Here is a 17,428-nt window from a genome sequence, read left to right as displayed (position 1 = left end):
ATATTATCTATTTATTTCCATTATTGATATAAACTTATCCAAAATGTCTTTTGAGCACTTGATCATTTTTTTTTCAAAGCATACGCCAACAATATGACCTTTTATGATTCCGTCTTTTCGAAGATAAACGTTATATATAATAACTTCTTTACCTGACAAAATATCCAAATCAACATTTGAATCTGATGATATGTTATAGTACATATCACTTTTATCTTCTACAAGATGTATATTATTATTTAAATTTATTCCACTCTTTATCAAAGAAGATAACTTCTGTGTTAGACTATCATCTCCATTAAGTGCAACTGATACATATATGGGGGAGGTATTTTGCTCTGCATTGGAGAGGGGCGAATATATAATGGAAGATATAAAAACTGTTAGAGCAGATATTATTTGCAATCTGGAATAAGAGATCCTGTCCGTATCGAACATACCTTTGAACTCCTGTTTGAGAGCGCTTCTGCTGACTGCCCTTGAGTGAGAGATGTACCGCCGCGATTTGCCATTATATTCTGATTAGAAAGACCTGGCGTTGGGGAACTGGGAGCACGCGCACCTCGACCATCACCGCCGCCGCCCGTATATCCATCACGATAACCGGCCATATGCAATGTATCATGCAGCAGGGCTCCCTCAGGATCTCTTGGATTACCCGATTCATCTGTTGCATCGCTATTAATATGTCCGCGATTCCCTCCGATCTTATTAACCCCCTCCCCGACCTCTTTAAAGCGCTTGAAATCCCACCCCGAGCTGTAATCCATCTTATTCAAAACACCGGAGATTGCTTTACTAGTAGGGATAATCTGGATTTTAAGCTTCGAATCTCCAGTGTCCAACGCCGCGGCACGTTCTACCACTCGAGAAATAATCTCAGGGGTAACTCCGTTACCAGAGTACTTGACTGGAATCATGACGATCGTATTTCCTTCTGGATCTGTCACCCATAGGGAATCCGTGCCACTCGGATCACTTCCATTGATCGGATCATTGCCGACATAGGCATAGAGGTTGATCTGGTCGTCATACCCCACCGGATCGGTCTGCAGGAACCGGCCGAGCGTCGGCGAGTAGAAGCGGGCCTTATAGTAATACATGCCGAGGTCGGCGATCCAGGCCTGGCCGGTGTATTGGAACCGTCCCCAGTTCGACGCGCCGGGGATGCCGTAGTCGTCGTAGCTGTTCACTCCCAGCCGGCCGCCCGCGCAGTTGGCGTAGGCGACGATCGAGCCTTGCTGGTCGGGGTGCAGAAAGCGCGTGCCCGAGCAGTCGAGCGCGCCGCCCTCGTCCTGCAGCAGCGGCTCGTCCGCCCCCGGACCCCAGGCGAACCGCCGCCGGATTGCGTGCGACCCGTCATATTCCACCGCCACATGATCGCCCTCGTACACGAACTGCGTCACCCCCTGCGCCGTGCTCGAGGTTTTCCACAGCCGCCCCAGCGGGTCGTAGGACAGCGTCGTCCCGCCCGTCGCGCTCACCAGACGGTTCTCGGCATCGTAGACATAGCTCGTCGTCCCGTCGCCCGTCAGATTGCCGTTCGCGTCATAGGTGAACGCCGCCGGGCCCGCGCTTGTATACTGGTTCAGACCGTTCGCCGCATAGGCGCGATCCGCCGCCACATAGCCGGTGAAGGCATAATCGTCGTTGTCGCGCGTCCGCGTCGCGATCTGCGACGCCGCATTATAGCCGAATGCCGTCGCCGCATTCCCCGTGCCGCCCGCAAAATGCTGCCCCAGCGCCGCCAGACGCGACACCGCGTCATAGCCGTAGCTGGTCCAGCTCGCCCCCTGCGCCCGCTGCGTCCGCCGGCCCAGCGTGTCGTGGGTCAGCGTCAGGAACGGCGTCGTCCCCAGACCGTTCGTCCAGCCCATCGTCAGCAGCCGCCCGCCGGCGTCGTACACCGTGTCGAACCGCGTGCCGTCGGGATGCGTCACCCGCGTCCGGTTCCCCGCCGCGTCATATTGATAGCCGATCGTCCGGCTCACCCCGCCCAGCGTCGTCGTCGCCGACATCAGCCGGCCATAGCCGTCATAGGCGTTGGTCACCCCTTCGCCCGCCGACGAGCCGAACCGTGCCCAGGTCTGAAGCCCGCGCAGGTCGTAGGCGTAATGAATGCTGTACCCCGCCGCCCCGCTCGCCGACGTCGGGACCGTCTTCACCGTCATCCGGTTCAGATTGTCGTACTGATAGTAGAGCGTCACCCCGTCGCGCTTGCGCAGCGACGTGCGATTGCCCGCCGCGTCATAGCCATAGGCCTCGTAATCCGCGGCGTTCACCTGTCCCGGCACCGTCTTCGACGGGAAGGTCCAGCGCGACAGGCGGTCGAACCCGTCATAGGCCAGCGTCGCCAGATTGCCGTTCGCGTCCTTCACCGACGCCTGCTTGCCGTTCGCGGTATAGGTATAGGTCGCGTAATCCTGTTGCAGCGGCGTCGCATAGGCCTTCTGGATCTTGAGCAGTTGCCCCGCCGCGTCGTGCGTGTTGCGCGTGATCCGGTCAGGGCCGTCGGCGCCCGCCGTCCCCAGCGTGCAGGCGTCGGACGGCAGCGACGCGAACGCCGCCGGGTTCATGCGCACGGTCTGGCAGATCGGCTGGCCGCGGTCGTCGAACGAGGCGCTCGTCACCCGATAGGTCGTGCCGCTCGCCACGGTCGCCGTCCGCACCGGATTGCGGCGCGCGTCATAATCGGTCTGCACGCTGCTGGCGACGGTCAGCGCACTGCTGGTCGCGTCGGGGATCGTTCCCGTCTCCGCCAGCGTCACCTTGTCGTCTGACGCACGATAGGTGTAGCGCGTCGCCGGGCGGCTGCCGTCGGCGTTGGCGGGACCGATCTCCCACGTCTTGCGTCCCAATATGTCGTATCGGAAATAACGCGCGTCGTCGGTGCCCGCCAGCGGCCCGTCCTGGACCAGCAGGCGGCCCGCGGCATCATAGCTGTAGCCCGTCGTCGCCGAGGTTCCCGCGACGCCGTCGACCACCGTCTCGGTCGCGGGCAAGGCGGTCTTGCCCACATAGCTGTATTCGGTCCTCCACTCGGCGCTCGTCCCGCAGGTCGTGCCGAGCCCGCAGGTGCGGACGAGGATCGGCGCGGTGAACGACGCGCCATAGCTCAGATAGGTGACGCGCCGTACCCCCGCGCTGTCGGCGGGGTCGGTCCGCTGGATCAGCCGGCCTCTGTTGTCATAGACATAGTCGGTCGTCCGCCCGAGGCCGTCGGTGTAGGAGGTCGGCCGGAAGCAGAGCACCAGCTGCGCGGCGCAGGCGACGGTGTCGATGGCGGCGCTTTCAGTCACCGCCGCCAACGGTGAGCCCGGCTTGGGATAGCTGATCTTCGACACGATATTGCCATAGTCGTCATAGGTCGCGCTGACCTTGTTGCCCTCCGGCAGTGTGACGAGGGTCGGCCGAAATTTGGTATAGCTATAGGCGGTCGTCCGGCCGATCGAATCGACCGCCGATTCGATCAGCCGCACACCTTTTCCCGCCGATCGGATCGCATAGGTGACATGATAGCCGGCCGGGCCGTTCACCACGACATTGTCGTAAGTATAGCCCGTGGGTTCCGGCGCAGCCTGCAGATTGCCGTAGGTATAAGTCCACGACACGCCGTCACGGACCACCGACGCGACGACATTCTTCCCCCCGCCCGCGGGAATGGGAGTCGGCGTCACGGTCAGGTGCGTCCCCGATTCGCCGGGCAGCGAGAGGCTGACCGTCGACCATTCGGGCGCGCTGCGGATGCCGTTGTTGCAGCCCGAGCAGGTGTAGGTGCGGCCCGACAGGTCGGTGATCGTGCCCGTCGCGGTATAGTCGAGCTGCCCCAATGTCGTTCCGGGGTCCGCAATGGCATAGAGCCTGGCCTGCCGAATCCAGGTCCACGACGGATAGTTGACGTCGCTGCCCTCATAGGTGAATTCGATCGCATAACCGATGTTGCTGCTCATCCGGGCCAGCCGGTGATGGATCGGTCCCGCGCCGCTCGAATAGGTCTGCTTGTTGTAGGTGAAGGAGATGATCTCGCCGTCGGGGTAGGTGATGCTCGACGCATAATACCAGACCCGCCGCTGCGTCGTGCCGCTGTCGAGCTGAAGCGAGTTGTAATTATAGACGGCGCCGCTGCCGCTCTCGGTGAACTGATAGGGGCCGCCGTCGACGATATTGCCCTCGATCAGCGCGCCGTTCGATTTCTCGTTGGTGCAGACGTCGTCATATCGGCATCGGAAGAGTTCCGACGTCGATCCGCCCGTGTGAACGGCGATCGACGATTCGATATAGCTGCCCATGCCGCCCCAGATGTCGGCGCGAAGATGCGGCACCGCATTCTGAAGCGCATCGAAGCGAAGCCGCGGCGCCGCCGGAACCGAAAGGGTCGGGACGTCGACCCGGATCAGTCCGGTTCCGATATTGACGTTGTTGACGTCGGGCTGCGTCTCCAGCGGCGTGATCACCGTCGCGGTTGTCTGCGCCGACGCCGGCGCGGTCGCCGCGGCGCCCAGCAGGGCGGCTGCGGCCCAGGCCGCCGCCCGAATGAAGACATGCCGTGCCCCTTGCTTGTCCACCTTTACCCCCCGCTTGCCGTCAAGTTCCTGCCGCCGCCCCGATCATTGGTAGCATGTGCTCGTCGTGCCGGTCGTCTTGTAGGTGATCGATCCGGTCGCCGTTCCGCCGACGCTGTTCTTCACCACATAGGACAGCACGCTCGTGTTGCCCGGCGCATAGCCGGTGAACTGTACCGTCGTGCTGCTGATCACCGAGGCATCGACGACGGAATTATGCGTCACCGAGACGAGGGTCAGCGGTGTATGCCCGTTCGGATCATAATCGTTCGCGACGACATTGTAGGTGCGCACGCCACCACATGGTCCGCTGACGCTGTCGGCCACCGCGACCGGCGCCGTGGGTGTCGGCGTCGGTGTGGGGGTAGGCGTCGGCGTCGAGCCGCAAGCGGTGACTCCCGCTCCCACGGTGTAGCGTGTCCGGTTCCCCGCCGCATCGAAGCAGGTCGCCGTGCCGACCGTCGCATTGGGGCCGCCGCTGACCGTCGAGGTCGTCAGCCGGCCCAGCGCATCATAGCTATAACTGACCGTCTCGGTCGCCCCGGCCCCCGCCGCCACCAACAACGCCGCACCACCGCACGACGTCAATAGCACCGCCCTCTGCCTGCCCATCAAGACGCCCCCCAGACGCGATTATGTCACAAGACCACGGATACTGAATAGCGTATCTTTCGGGATAAGTAGAATCAATAATTTATGGATAACGATGAAAAATTATGCTTCCAATTCTGGGAAAACCGCTGTTAACGGGTGCGTATCAATGAAACTGGTGATTGTCAGTTCAATTGCGGCCTCGTCACACTCGTAAGAATAAGCGCCATCACGGCGTTTTAAGGTATGTAGAACAGATTCAAGCTCTCGAGTCTGGCATGGCTAACTTGAGCGAAACCAGCTGTTATAGCACCTACGCCGCCGCCGCCATTCGTGGTAGCGGCTGATCTCACCGGCGTCGTCCCGCTCGCGTCGGCCGCCGCGATAATGCTCCTGATGGTCCGTCAGCAACATCCGCTGCGCCACGCTCGTCATCGCGGCCCCCTCGAACCACGCCACCGGGTCGCCCCGACTCACGCCGTGCGTGTAGCGCCGCAGGATCGTCCCCACGCCGTCATATTCCGCGACCAACTCGCCCCCGTCATGTTCATAGCGCACCAGCCCGCTCGCGCCGTCGTCTCGTAAAGGCGCCTTAACGGGTCGTAACGCAGCGACGCGCGCAGCGCGCCCGTGTGTAAAGCTGCGCCGCGCAGTTGCCATTGCCGCTCTCCTGCGCCCGCCCTCCACCAGCCGGTTCTCGATATCGTAGAGGAACACGTTCGTTTCGTCGGCCGTCAGATTGCCGTTGCCATTGCAGCAAAAGGCCGCGCCGCTCGACGTCGACACATATTGGTTGAGCCCGTTCACCGCATAGCTGCGCGCAATGTCCGCGTCCCCGCCGTAAATATGGGCGTCGTTGCTCCGCGACCGGCCAATCACCTCGCCCTTCGCATTATAGCTTGCGACACCAGCAGCGCCGCGCTGCTGTGGATGCTCGTCAGCCGATCGAGCCCATCATAGCCATAGGCCGTGTAATTGCCGTCTCCGCGCGTCACCCGCGTGCGCAGCCCGTCGTCGTTCCACCGGCGGCTCAGCGTCCACGTCGCCCCCTAACCATGCGCCGTGTACGATTGACTCCGAACGAATGAATTGCGACCAGAAGAACAAATGGGGGAATATATGAATTGCGAAACGGGGGCGTCGCATCATAGTTGGCTCAAAAAAAGCAGAGGCATAATTGCATCGCTCAGATGCGCGACGACGACATGCTTTGCATTCGTCATTGCCGTTATGCTCGCGCTGACGCCGAGTCCGTCGGCGGCGAGCGAGTCGGTTTCCTATTGCTATGACGAGCTGGGGCGATTGACGCAGGTCGGCAAGACCGGCGGGCCGGCGTCGGGCAAAAAGACCACCACGACATATGATGCCGCAGACAATCGCTCCAATCAGACGACAACGACAGGAACGATCGATTGCACCGCCTCCGGAGGCGGGCCTCCGGGACCCAGCTTCAGCATCAACGACGCAATGGGGACAGAAGGCGAGACGCTCGTGTTCACCGTCACCAAGACGGGTTCCACAACGTCCACGTATAGCGTGGACTATGCAACCGCAAACGGCACTGCGACGGGGGCCGACTATACGGCCACGTCAGGAACCCTGACATTCGCACCAACGCAGATGACCAAAACGATTTCCGTGGTGACGAGAACCGATTTCAAAGTCGAACCGAACGAAACATTCTATGTGAACCTGTCCAACCCAACGAATGGTGCGACCATATCAGATGGGCAGGGCATTGGGACACTTTTCAACGACGACAGCGTCTGTTTGACTTGCCGGCCCGCCGGCACAGGAGATGCCAGCGAAGAGGCGCCCAGCGAGGAGAAGGGCAAATGAGCCTCTTCGACGCATCGGGAATGTTGAACGGCCCATCTCACATCATACAGCGGGGGCGAAAAGTGCATCCTGGCATCGCGTTGAGACGGTTCGTTGCCGGGATCGCCCTCGCCTTCGCCGGTCTCTTCACGATTCCGGGAATGGCGCAGGAGATGCCGCAGCCGATCTCACCGATCGCAATCGAACCGGATCCCAATGGGGTCAACCTCGCCACCGGCAAGGCCACCCCTGATACGCTTACGCTGTCGGTGCCGGCCGCGCCGAGATTGAAATTCGACCAGATTCAGAATGCGGCCCCCTTTATCAAGGGTAACGAGATTCGGGATTTCGACGATGATGGCGAACTGAGCGGCGCCTGGACGGCGCATACCATAGATGGAGTATCGGAAGCCTTCCAGTGCGACTGGGAATTTCTTGCCAATACGACAATCAAGCGATGCGATAGTGTGACCGGCAAGGGCTCATCGCTTGCCTATAATGGCAAAACCTATCGGCAAAGCGGTACGGGCGCCAAATATAACTACAGCCTCGTTCATCTGTTCACCATTCCGCCACCAAGCAATCCATACCCTCAGCACGTCCGGCAATTTTATGCATCGAGCGTCGAATATCCCGATGGCGAAGTGATCAGCTTCGCCTATGACACCGCCGGTCTTCCTGGGGACAGCTACGGTCGCGTCTTCTATCGCCCGATCCAGGTTTCGACGAATCTCGGCTACCATATTTCGATCGCCTATCACGGATCGGTGCTCGGAGAGCCCAATTGGGGCAAGCCGAGCCAGGCGACGCTGTACAAGACGAGCGCGCCGAGCACCCCCATCGCGCGTCTGACCTATGGTCTAGATGGATCGGTCACGGATCTGAACGGCCGCGTTTATCATGGGTTTGACCCTGGCGCACTCGGCGTCGAGACCGAGACGGCGAGTTATTCGCAGAAACTCCCGACCGAAAGCACCAATACGCTGGTCGTTACGCCGAAGTCCGGCCTGCCGGCATTGGCGCAGATGATCGGTTCGATCAACCGTGACGGCTCGGTCTGGAACTATAGCTATACCAGCCCGACCTACGCTCCGGAGCTTGGCGGCTATACGTACAGCGCCGTCAATGTCACCGGCCCGGCCGGTTACGCGGCCAGCTACACCGTGCAGTTGGGCGGGGCGATCAAGACTATCGGGCTCAGCAATCGCATCACCCAGGTCAAGGATGAGCTCAACCGCACGACGAGCTATGAATATGACGGGAACGGCCGCGTCACGAAGATTATCGAGCCGGAAGGCAATTCGGTAACGGTCGTCTATGACGCCGCGGGCAATATTTCGACCCGGACGATGGCCGCAAAGCCCGGCTCCGGCCTCGCCAATATCGTCACGCAGGCCCATGTCGATCTCGCGCCCTATACCGACGCGAACGGGGTTCTGGATTGCAAGCTGACATCGCTGTGCTGGCGCCCGGTCTGGACACGCGACGCTCTCAATCACCAGACCGATTATGTTTACAACGCGCGCGGCCAGTTGACGCAGCAGACCGACCCCGCCGATCAGAACGGCGTCCGCCGCCGTACGATCAACGAATATGCCGAGGTCGATACCGGGGCCGGATTCGTATCGCGAAAGACCGTCACTCGCGTGTGCGGCGTGACGACGACGTGCGGGACGACGCAGGAGCTGCGCACCGTATACAGCTATTGGGGCAACAGTTTTCTGCCCTCGTCGGTGCGGCAGGTCGATCAGGCCGCGGGGCTGACCTCGGAAACGACGTACAGCTACGACGCCGCCGGACGGCTGCTCGTCACCGACGGGCCGGTCGCGGGGACGTCGGATGCGAGCTACAACCGCTATGACATCCATGGCCGCAAGACGTGGGAGATCGGCCCGGCCGCGACCGACGGTGTCCGCCAGGCGAAGCGCTACACCTATCGCGACAGCGACGACAAGGTCATCGCCGTCGAGTCGGGCTATGTCACCGATCCCAATGCCACGGCCCTGACGCAAACATTTTCACGCATCGATACCAGCTATAGCGCCGCGCGCTATCCGATCCGCGAAAAAGTATCGAGCGGCGGCACCACGCTGCAAATAACCGACAAATCCTTCGACGGCCGCGGCCAGCCGGTCTGCACCGCCGTCCGGATGAACCCGGCGGTGTTCGCGACGGTCACGACCGATGCCTGCGTCGCCGGAACGTCGGGCAGCCAGGGTGCCGACCGGATCACGAAGAACATCTATGACGATGCCGGGCAGCTGCTGAAGGTTCAGCGCGCGGTGGGAACCCCGATCCAGCAGGATTATGCGACCTACACCTATACGTCGAACGGCAAACAGGCGAGCGTCACCGACGCCAAGGGCAATCGCTCCGGCTATACCTATGACGGGTTCGACCGGCTGTCGCGATGGAATTTCCCTTCGCCGGCCACCCCCGGCCAGGCTTCGACCACCGATTACGAACAATATGGCTATGACGCGAACGGCAACCGGACCAGCCTGCGCAAACGCGACGGGAGCCTTTTGACCTATCAATATGATGCGCTGAACCGGAACATCGTCAAGCTGGTCCCCGAACGCTCGGGGCTTGCGGTGACGCATACGCGCGATGTCTATACGGGCTACGACCTGCGCAACAATCCGCTCTACGTCCGCTTCGACAGCGCGACGAGCGGTTCGGACGGGCTGACCTATGGCTATGACGGCCTCGGCCGTCAGACGAGCGCGGCGCTGAAGATGGACGGCGTGACCCGAACGCTGGGCTATGCTTACGACATCGCGGGCCGGCGGACATCGGTGACACACCCGGACGCGCAGGCCTTCACCTATCAATATGACGGCGCGGCGCGGGTGACGGCCATTCTCCAGGGGGCGACGTCGCTGGCGGCGTTCACCTATAACGGCCAGGGCCTTCCCGCGACGCTGGGGGCCGGAGTGGCGACGAGCTACGGCTATGACAATCTGGGCCGTCTGACGAGCCTGACGCACGACCTGGCGTCGACGGCGAACGACGTGAGCTATACGCTGGACTATAATGCGGCGTCACAGCTTTCGAACCGGACGCTGTCGAACGACGGCTATGGGTGGACGGGCTCGGTCGATGTGAACCGGGCGTACGGCGTCAACGGGCTCAACCAGTATACGTCCGCCGGGGCCGCGAACTTCACCTATGATACGAACGGCAATCTGACCGGCGACGGGACGAAGACCTATCTCTACGACATCGAGAACCGGCTGGTGGGCACGGGCGGCAGCGCGACCGCGAGCCTGCGCTACGATCCGCTGGGCCGGCTCTATGAAACCGTCGGCGGCGGGTTGACGACGCGCTTCCTCTACGACGGCGACGAGCTGGTCGGGGAATATCATGCGGCGGGCACCTTGCAGCGGCGCTATGTGCACGGGGCGAGCGTCGACGATCCGATCATCTGGTACGAGGGAGCGAGCGTCGCCACCACCGCGCTGCGTCGGCTGCGCGCGAACTGGCAGGGGAGCATCGTGGCGATCGCCGACGATGCGGGCGCCGCGCTCGCGATCAACGGCTACGACGAATGGGGTATCCCCTCGGCAACCAACAGCGGGCGGTTCCAGTACACCGGCCAGGCGTGGCTGCCCGAGATCGGGCTCTATTACTACAAGGCCCGCATCTACTCCCCCACCCTCGGACGGTTCCTGCAGACCGATCCCATCGGGTATGAGGATGGGCTCAACTGGTATGCCTATGTCGGGAACGATCCCGTCAATAGGAGCGATCCAGATGGAAAGCAGTCCGACTCTGTCATGGATCGCCGAAACCAGGCACTGCGCGACGTCGGAAAAGATTGTGCGGGGCAGGGTGCAGCTTGTGGGAAAATGATGGCGCAGGGCATCGCAGTTGGAGTCGCGGGGAGCGCAATTATCGCCGCCGCTGCCGCAACTGCACCAGAAACTGCGGCTGTGGCAGCGACTAATGCAGCTCGAACGGCAGTGACCGAGGCAGTTGCTGGAGGCTCGACACGAGGTGCGGTCTCCGGCCTCGTTACTCGCGCAAAGGAGGTATTCACAGGCGCCAGCACCCGCGCCGGGGGGCCTGGAGTTCCGACTAATCCAACCGTTGCAAAGATAGCTGAAAATGTCCCAGCCTCTTCTCGCTCGGTGTTTCATGGCTGTTGCGGGGAAGTCAATGCCGTTAGTAGAGCATTGAACGCGGGCGCGGATGTTGCGGGCTCGACAATAAGGACCATCAGTGTGCAGACTGGGAAAGTTATGGAAGCCTGTTCGAGTTGTAAAGCAATTCTGCAAGAGTTTGGAATTAAGTTTTAAATGCCCGATATTGAACTTCTTGAAGCACTTGAAGCGAAACCCTTGCCCCCCATTGCTGGACAGAGGGTAGCAGCTGAGGTCGCGTCTCATTTGAGTGATATATCTTTGCCAGATAAAGAACTTATATCACGCTTTAAATCTGGTGAAATTTCGCAATCCGAACTGATTGAAGCTCGATCAAGAATATGGTCAGTTATCGACTCACTTGCAAATGATCCTGTATATAATGCACGAAATAGGCTGCTAGTATGTATTACATCAGATATCGATATCCTTAATGATCAACTAGCTGATATGATCTACTACTGGGCCAGTATTTCTGGTATCGATGAAAATTTTGTGACTGATGCGATACGATTAGAAATTAATCGCTGGTAGTTGCATCTAGAATTACGGTGACAGGAATTGGAATTGAATTACGGGTTACGGTGACAGGTGCATAATTCTCTAAATTACGACAACAGGCCGTCTGACGAGCCTGACGCACGACCTAGCGTCGACGGCGAACGACGTGAGCTATGCGCTGGGCTATAATGCGCAGCAGGAGCCGATGCAGCAGCGCGCGGAATGTCTCCAATTTCCGGCGTACAAAATCAGACTGCTCCTAATATCTGCACTGCTGGTTGCGGATCGCTTCGCCCTCACGAACTGCCGGATGAGTATTGAGGGTATTGCAATGAAAATAAGAATAGTTGTTATTGCCGCTGTGATTTTGGCCGTCCTGGGTATCAGCTATCTATTTTGGGACTACATGACTGTGGATAGCTGCCTCGACAGGGGCGGCCGATGGGACAAATCACAAGACATGTGTGTTGACACTCCCTAAATCACGGAAAACAAGATAGAAGAAATGGCTCCCCCTCTTTGGATGGGGACGCATTGGCCGGGCCCGGCATTATAGAATGTGGCGGCTGCGAAGTCGCCCATTGCCTGCACATCGTTTTTAGCGGCTTGGCGATGGAGCCATCGGCCCGGCTATGGCGCGCGGTCGACTGTGCCGAGTGGGCGCGCCGATGATGGGTGAGCCGACTCCGTCAAAGGAGTTTGAAATCGCGATATCCCCCGGCGGCGGCTTCGCTGCAAATCTCCCGATAACGGCCGAGCCCGCCGATATAGACGGGAAAGGTCCGCGGCTTGCCCGGCACATTGGCGCCGGTATACCAGGTATTGGCGGTGGGATAGAGCGAGCGCGAACCCAGTTCGCGTACCTTCGTCATCCAGTCTTCCTCAGCCTCGAGCCGCGGCTCGATCGAGCGAAAGCCGTTGGCGCGCAGGTGGGCGATGCAATCGCAAACCCAATCGACATTCTGTTCGTTGAGCAGGATGAAGTTGGCGAGTGCGGACGGACCGTTGGGCCCCGCAATGACGAACAGGTTCGGGAAACCCTCGATCATCAGGCCAAGGTGCGATCTGCCGCCTTCCGCCCATTTGTCCTTCAGACTGCGTCCGTCCTTGCCCTTGACGTCGATCGACAGCATGGCGCCGGTCAGCGCGTCATAGCCGATCGCGGCAATGATGATGTCGACCTCGACCTCACCCTGGTCGGTCCGAATGCCCTTTTCGGTAATCTCGACGATCGGATGCTCCAGGCAATCCATCAGCGTCACATTGTCGCGGTTGAATGCCTCGTAATAGCCGGTATCGAGACAGGGGCGCCGCGCGAAGATCGGATAGCCCCGCGGCGTCAGGCGGCGCGCGGTATCGGGATCTTCGACGACCTCCGCAATCTTGCCGCGAACGAATTCGGCAACCACCTCATTCGCTTCGCGGTTGGTCAGAATGTCCGAGAAGAGGCCCAGGAAGGCGAGGCCACCATACTGCCACGCCCCTTCCATCAATTCGTCCCGCTCGGCAGGCGAAACGCTGAACAGCGGGCGGTAGGTGATCGGCCGGACCCCACCGGTCAGCGAGTGGCGCGCCGAGGCGCGCAGGTCGGAATAATATGTCTTGATGTGCGCGATGAAGTCGGGGGTAAGTTCACGATTCCGCATCGGCAGCGTGAAGCTGGGGGTGCGTTGATAGACATAAAGCTGCGCCGCCTGTTCGGCGACGACCGGAACGATCTGGATACCCGACGATCCGGTGCCGATCACCGCCACCCGCTTGCCGGCGAAGTCGACCGGATGGTGCGGCCACTTGCCCGATAGATAAAGTTCTCCGCCGAAGCGGTCGGCCCCCGGGATGTCGACCTGCTTCGGCACCGACAGCGGGCCGGTCGCCATCAGGCAATAGGAGGCTTCGAACGTCGTGCCGTCGTCGGTCGTGATCCGCCACAACGCGGCATCCTCGTCATATTCAACCGCCGTCGCGCGCGTTCCAAAGCTGATGTCGCGGCGCAGATCCAGCTTGTCGGCGACGAATCGCGCATAGGCCAGGATTTCGGGCTGCGCGGCGAATTGTTCGCTCCACGTCCATTCCTGTTGGATCTCGTCGGAGAAGGAATAGCTGTAGTCGATGCTCATCACGTCGCAGCGCGCGCCGGGATAGCGGTTCCAGTACCAGGTCCCGCCGACGTCGTCACCGGTCTCGATCGCGTGGGCGTCGAGCCCCATGCCGCGCGCCCGGTGAAGCGCATACATGCCGCCAAAGCCGGCACCGATGATCAGCGCGTCGAGCCTGCGCGGCATCGTGGCGGCCCGATCGGAAGATTGCTTCATTGATGATTCCCCGAAGAAATTTGGAACTTGCCCCGTCGTTAATCGGCTTTTGCAGGCCACCAAGCGCGGCCGCCCGCGAAGCCCGAACATCACATGCGTGAAGGCGAGCGCCGCTGGTCAGGCGGCGCCGATGCGCGCCCTTGCGAGTTCCATCCCCTGGCGATAGTCGCTCTTTCCGCTCGCGTGGCGCGGCATCGCCGCGATGCGAACGATCGTTCGCGGCTGTTTGTAGACGGCGAGGTCCTGCGACAGATGCGCCCGGATCGCCTTGTCGTCCGGCGCATCGCCCGCCTCGATCAACGCGGTCACGGCGCTGCCCCATCTGGGGTCGGGAAGGCCGAAGACCATTGCGTCGGCGATGCCCGGCACGCGCTTGAGCGCTTCCTCGACCTCTTCGACATAGACTTTCTCGCCGCCCGTGTTGATGCACAGGCTGCCGCGACCGAGCAGACGGAGCCGCCCGCCGGGCAGGCGCTCGGCCATGTCGCCGGGGATCGCGTAGCGCTGTCCGCCGATCGTCCGATAGACGCTCGCCGTCTTCTCCGGGTCGCCGTGATACCCCACCCCGAACGGCGGCCGGCGCGCGAGCCACCCCTGCCCCGGCTCGTCGTCGGCGAGCACCCGGTCGCTGTGCTGGTCGATGATGACGGTCTGCGGCCCGGGCTCGAACAGACCGGTCGGCGTCGTTCTGTCCCGGTTTGTAATGGCGTAGCCGAAGCCCGACGCTTCCGACGCGCCCAATATGTCGAGCAGCGTCAGATCCGGCAGCGCGGCGAGCAGCGCCGCCTTGACCTGTTCGGACCACATGAGGCCCGCCGAGGAAATGAGGCGCAGGGCCGAAAGATCCCATCGTCCGGGATGGGCGAGCAGCGCGTCGGCCATCGGCCGCGCAAAGGCATCGCCGACGATCAGGATGCGCGTGACGCGATGACGCTCCGCCTCGTCCCACAGGCTGGCGGCATCGAAGCGATCCGAAGGCAGGAGCACCGTCGTGCCGCCGATCAGCAATTCGGCAAGAGAACTGTTGAGCCCCGCACCATGCATCAGCGGACATGCCGGCATCACGCGTCCGGCCGTGCCCCTGCGAACCTGGGCGATATGATCGTCCATGCTTTCCGGCGTCGCGACCGCAACGGGCGATTCGAGCTGCGAGCGCCGGGCATCGGCAGAGCGCCACATCACGCCCTTTGGCCGACCGGTGGTCCCGCCGGTGTACAGCAGGTAGCCATCGTCGGGAGAACGCTCGATCCCCAGCGGTGTCGGATCGCCCTGCGCGACGACGGCGTCATAGGCGCCCGTTCCGCCGATCTGCACCGCATGGATCAGATGATCGATCGCACCACCGATCAGCGGGGCGACGATGGGCGCGAACTCGTCCTGATAGAACAGACCCGCAGCCTGGCAGTCGCGCAGCACATATTCGATCTCTGCGGTGGTGTAGCGATAGTTGAGGTTGACGTGCGTCAGCCGCGCCTTGAAAGCGGCGGCGGCGACCTCGATGAACTCGGGAATGTTGCGCGCAAGGATGGCGACCCGATCGCCCGGCGCCAGCCCGGCCGTCATCATAGCGCGCGCCAGGCGGTTGGTGCGAGCGTCGAAATCCGACCAACAGGTCACATGGTCGCCGCGGATGATCGCGGGTCGTTCGCCGGGAACATGCGCCGCCGTCACGTCCATGATGTCACCGAAATTCCAATCCATGGGAATTCCTACTCAGCGACCGAGGAAGACGGGCGGGCGTTTCTCGACGAACGCCGCCACGGCTTCCTGCGCGTCGTGCGATGTCGACAGTCTCGCCGTGTTGCCCTGCTCGTAGATATAGCCGTCGCGCAGCGTCATATTCTCGATCGTGCGCATGCTGTCCTTTGCAAGGCGCGTCGCCAGCGGGCTTTTCGATGCGATCACGGCCGCCATGTCGAGGCAATATGGGAGGAGATCGCCGGCCGGCAGGCAGGCTTCGATGATCCCGCGCCGATAGAGTTCCGCGGCAGGCGCACGGTAACCGGTCAGCATCATGCGGCGGACCAGCGAATGCGGCAGCAGGCGTCCCGCATGCGTGCCGCCTCCCATCAAGCCGACGTCGATTTCGGGGAGTCCGAACACGGCATCCTCCGATGCCACGATGATATCGCAGCTCGCCACCAGCCCGAGGCCGGCGCCGAGGGCCGGCCCGTTGACCGCGGCGATCACGGGCTTGGCGCAGTCGGCGATCGAATAGCCGACCTCGCGCACCACGCGGTTGCGGCGCCAGCGCGTGCCGGCCACCGACAGATCGGGACGGTTCTTGAGGTCCGCCCCCGCGCTGAAGCAACGCCCCGCACCCGTCAGGACGACCGCACGTATCTCGTCGCGATCGTTGAAGCTGTCGAAGGTGTCGGTGATTTCTTCGAGCATGGCGAGCGCAGCCGCATTGACCGGCGGATTGTCGAGCGTCACCAATGCGACGTGGTTTTCGATTTCGGTGCGGACATTGCCCATCAGGTTTCTCCCATATCGGCGGGAAGATGGCATCGTCCGCTCCGATCCCTTCGGAAAAGCCGCGCCGGACGGCGAAAATCTCATCTGAGAAACTTGGCGCTCGATCCTGGGTCCGGGCGGCATCGCCCCTGTGATATCGCACCGCCGACCGCATCGACGGTTGCGATTTCCGCCGTAGCGTCGAACGATTTCCCGCGGTCAAAGCGGGGCAGCCGCATCGACGGTATCGACCGGCCCCTTCCACATCCAGGATCGATCATGGCAAACGAACTCGATGGACGCATCGCGCTGGTGACCGGCGCATCGCGGGGGCTGGGCCGCGACATCGCCGCACGGCTCGCGGCGGCAGGGGCAGCAGTCGCGCTCGTCGACCGCAAGGCGCGTTGGTCCGAGGATTTTGCACAGGAGATCGAATCGGCGGGCGGACGGGCGATCGCCCTTGGCTGCGACGTCTCGGATCGCGAGGCGCTCCACGCGGCCTTCGATGCCGCGGTTGAGGCGCTTGGCGGCCTCGACGTGGTCGTCAACAATGCCATGTGGACCCGCTATGCGCCGGTGGAGCAGATCGAGAAGGAGAGCCTCGATCGGATGCTCGGGGTCGGAATCGCCGGAATCGTCTGGGGAACGCAGGCGGCGGCGAGATACATGCGGCCGCGCGGCGGCGGAGCCATCGTCAATATCGCATCGGTTTCGGCGCGGATGGGCCTGCCCAACGCCATGGTCTATTGCGGGATCAAGGCAGCGGTGGAGGGGATGACGCGTTCGGCTGCTATCGAACTCGCGCCTGCGGGCATCCGCGTCAACGCGGTCGCTCCCTCGACGATCGCCACCGAAGGCGTGCGCGCGATGCTTGACGAGGCGGCCTTCGCGGCGCGCGTGGCCAGCACGCCGCTGGGCCGCCTGGGCGAAACCACCGATATTGCGGAGGCCGTTCTCTTCTTCGCCGACAGCGCGCGGTCGGGCTTCGTCACCGGGCAATCGCTGCTCGTTGACGGCGGCATCTCGATCGCGCTGCGGTGAT

Annotated in this window: 12 protein-coding genes; 5 read left to right on the top strand and 7 right to left on the bottom strand. The window is 61.7% G+C overall.

Annotation, left to right across the window (positions count from 1 at the left end; translation table 11 throughout):
• Positions 1 to 3: 3 nt before the first annotated feature.
• From SGRAN_RS22070 to SGRAN_RS02385, 4 genes are all read right to left on the bottom strand, one after another.
• A complete protein-coding gene (locus SGRAN_RS22070) occupies positions 4 to 438 on the bottom strand; it encodes a hypothetical protein (RefSeq protein ID WP_148650782.1) in 435 nt (144 codons plus the stop codon).
• Complete coding sequence (locus SGRAN_RS02395) at positions 396 to 4,565, bottom strand: RHS repeat domain-containing protein (protein WP_067180480.1); 4,170 nt, start codon at positions 4,563 to 4,565, stop codon at positions 396 to 398. The genes SGRAN_RS22070 and SGRAN_RS02395 overlap by 43 nt, the downstream gene beginning before the upstream one ends.
• A gap of 42 nt (positions 4,566 to 4,607) precedes the next feature.
• Positions 4,608 to 5,174, bottom strand: coding sequence for an Ig-like domain-containing protein (locus SGRAN_RS02390; RefSeq protein WP_148650781.1), 567 nt, complete (start codon positions 5,172 to 5,174; stop codon positions 4,608 to 4,610).
• Between the two features lie 261 nt (positions 5,175 to 5,435).
• Positions 5,436 to 6,032: a hypothetical protein gene (locus SGRAN_RS02385; RefSeq protein ID WP_067180476.1), complete on the bottom strand. Its 597-nt coding sequence runs from the start codon at positions 6,030 to 6,032 to the stop codon at positions 5,436 to 5,438.
• Between the two features lie 351 nt (positions 6,033 to 6,383).
• On the opposite strand from SGRAN_RS02385, the gene SGRAN_RS02380 reads away from it, so the two are divergent.
• From SGRAN_RS02380 to SGRAN_RS02370, 4 genes are all read left to right on the top strand, one after another.
• The gene (locus SGRAN_RS02380; RefSeq protein ID WP_067180471.1) at positions 6,384 to 6,992 is read left to right on the top strand and encodes a Calx-beta domain-containing protein; all 609 of its coding nucleotides are present in this window, start codon (positions 6,384 to 6,386) and stop codon (positions 6,990 to 6,992) included.
• A gap of 80 nt (positions 6,993 to 7,072) precedes the next feature.
• Positions 7,073 to 11,272: an RHS repeat-associated core domain-containing protein gene (locus SGRAN_RS02375; protein WP_172709602.1), complete on the top strand. Its 4,200-nt coding sequence runs from the start codon at positions 7,073 to 7,075 to the stop codon at positions 11,270 to 11,272.
• Positions 11,273 to 11,650, top strand: coding sequence for a hypothetical protein (locus tag SGRAN_RS22065; protein ID WP_148650780.1), 378 nt, complete (start codon positions 11,273 to 11,275; stop codon positions 11,648 to 11,650). It begins immediately after the preceding gene.
• A 133-nt stretch (positions 11,651 to 11,783) separates the two neighbouring features.
• The gene (locus tag SGRAN_RS02370) at positions 11,784 to 12,098 is read left to right on the top strand and encodes a hypothetical protein (RefSeq protein WP_067180465.1); all 315 of its coding nucleotides are present in this window, start codon (positions 11,784 to 11,786) and stop codon (positions 12,096 to 12,098) included.
• Between the two features lie 208 nt (positions 12,099 to 12,306).
• Here the strand turns inward: SGRAN_RS02370 and SGRAN_RS02365 are convergent, their stop codons facing one another.
• The 3 genes from SGRAN_RS02365 to SGRAN_RS02355 all read right to left on the bottom strand — a co-directional run bounded on the left by SGRAN_RS02365 (position 12,307) and on the right by SGRAN_RS02355 (position 16,407).
• The gene (locus SGRAN_RS02365) at positions 12,307 to 13,929 is read right to left on the bottom strand and encodes a flavin-containing monooxygenase (RefSeq protein WP_067180463.1); all 1,623 of its coding nucleotides are present in this window, start codon (positions 13,927 to 13,929) and stop codon (positions 12,307 to 12,309) included.
• A gap of 117 nt (positions 13,930 to 14,046) precedes the next feature.
• Positions 14,047 to 15,630, bottom strand: coding sequence for an AMP-binding protein (locus SGRAN_RS02360; protein ID WP_067180460.1), 1,584 nt, complete (start codon positions 15,628 to 15,630; stop codon positions 14,047 to 14,049).
• Between the two features lie 12 nt (positions 15,631 to 15,642).
• Entirely contained in the window at positions 15,643 to 16,407 is a 765-nt protein-coding gene (locus SGRAN_RS02355) for an enoyl-CoA hydratase/isomerase family protein (protein ID WP_082737048.1), read from the bottom strand.
• Positions 16,408 to 16,665: 258 nt separating this feature from the next.
• Between SGRAN_RS02355 and SGRAN_RS02350 the strand changes: the two genes are divergently transcribed.
• Positions 16,666 to 17,427 carry an SDR family NAD(P)-dependent oxidoreductase gene (locus SGRAN_RS02350; RefSeq protein WP_067180454.1) on the top strand — a complete coding sequence of 254 codons (762 nt, stop codon included), beginning with the start codon at positions 16,666 to 16,668 and terminating at the stop codon, positions 17,425 to 17,427.
• Position 17,428 lies beyond the last annotated feature (1 nt).

Source organism: Sphingopyxis granuli, assembly GCF_001559015.1.
In the GTDB taxonomy this organism is placed as follows: domain Bacteria; phylum Pseudomonadota; class Alphaproteobacteria; order Sphingomonadales; family Sphingomonadaceae; genus Sphingopyxis; species Sphingopyxis granuli.
The sequence above is the reverse complement of the archived record's forward strand: the minus strand, read 5'-3'. Positions and strand labels throughout refer to the sequence as shown.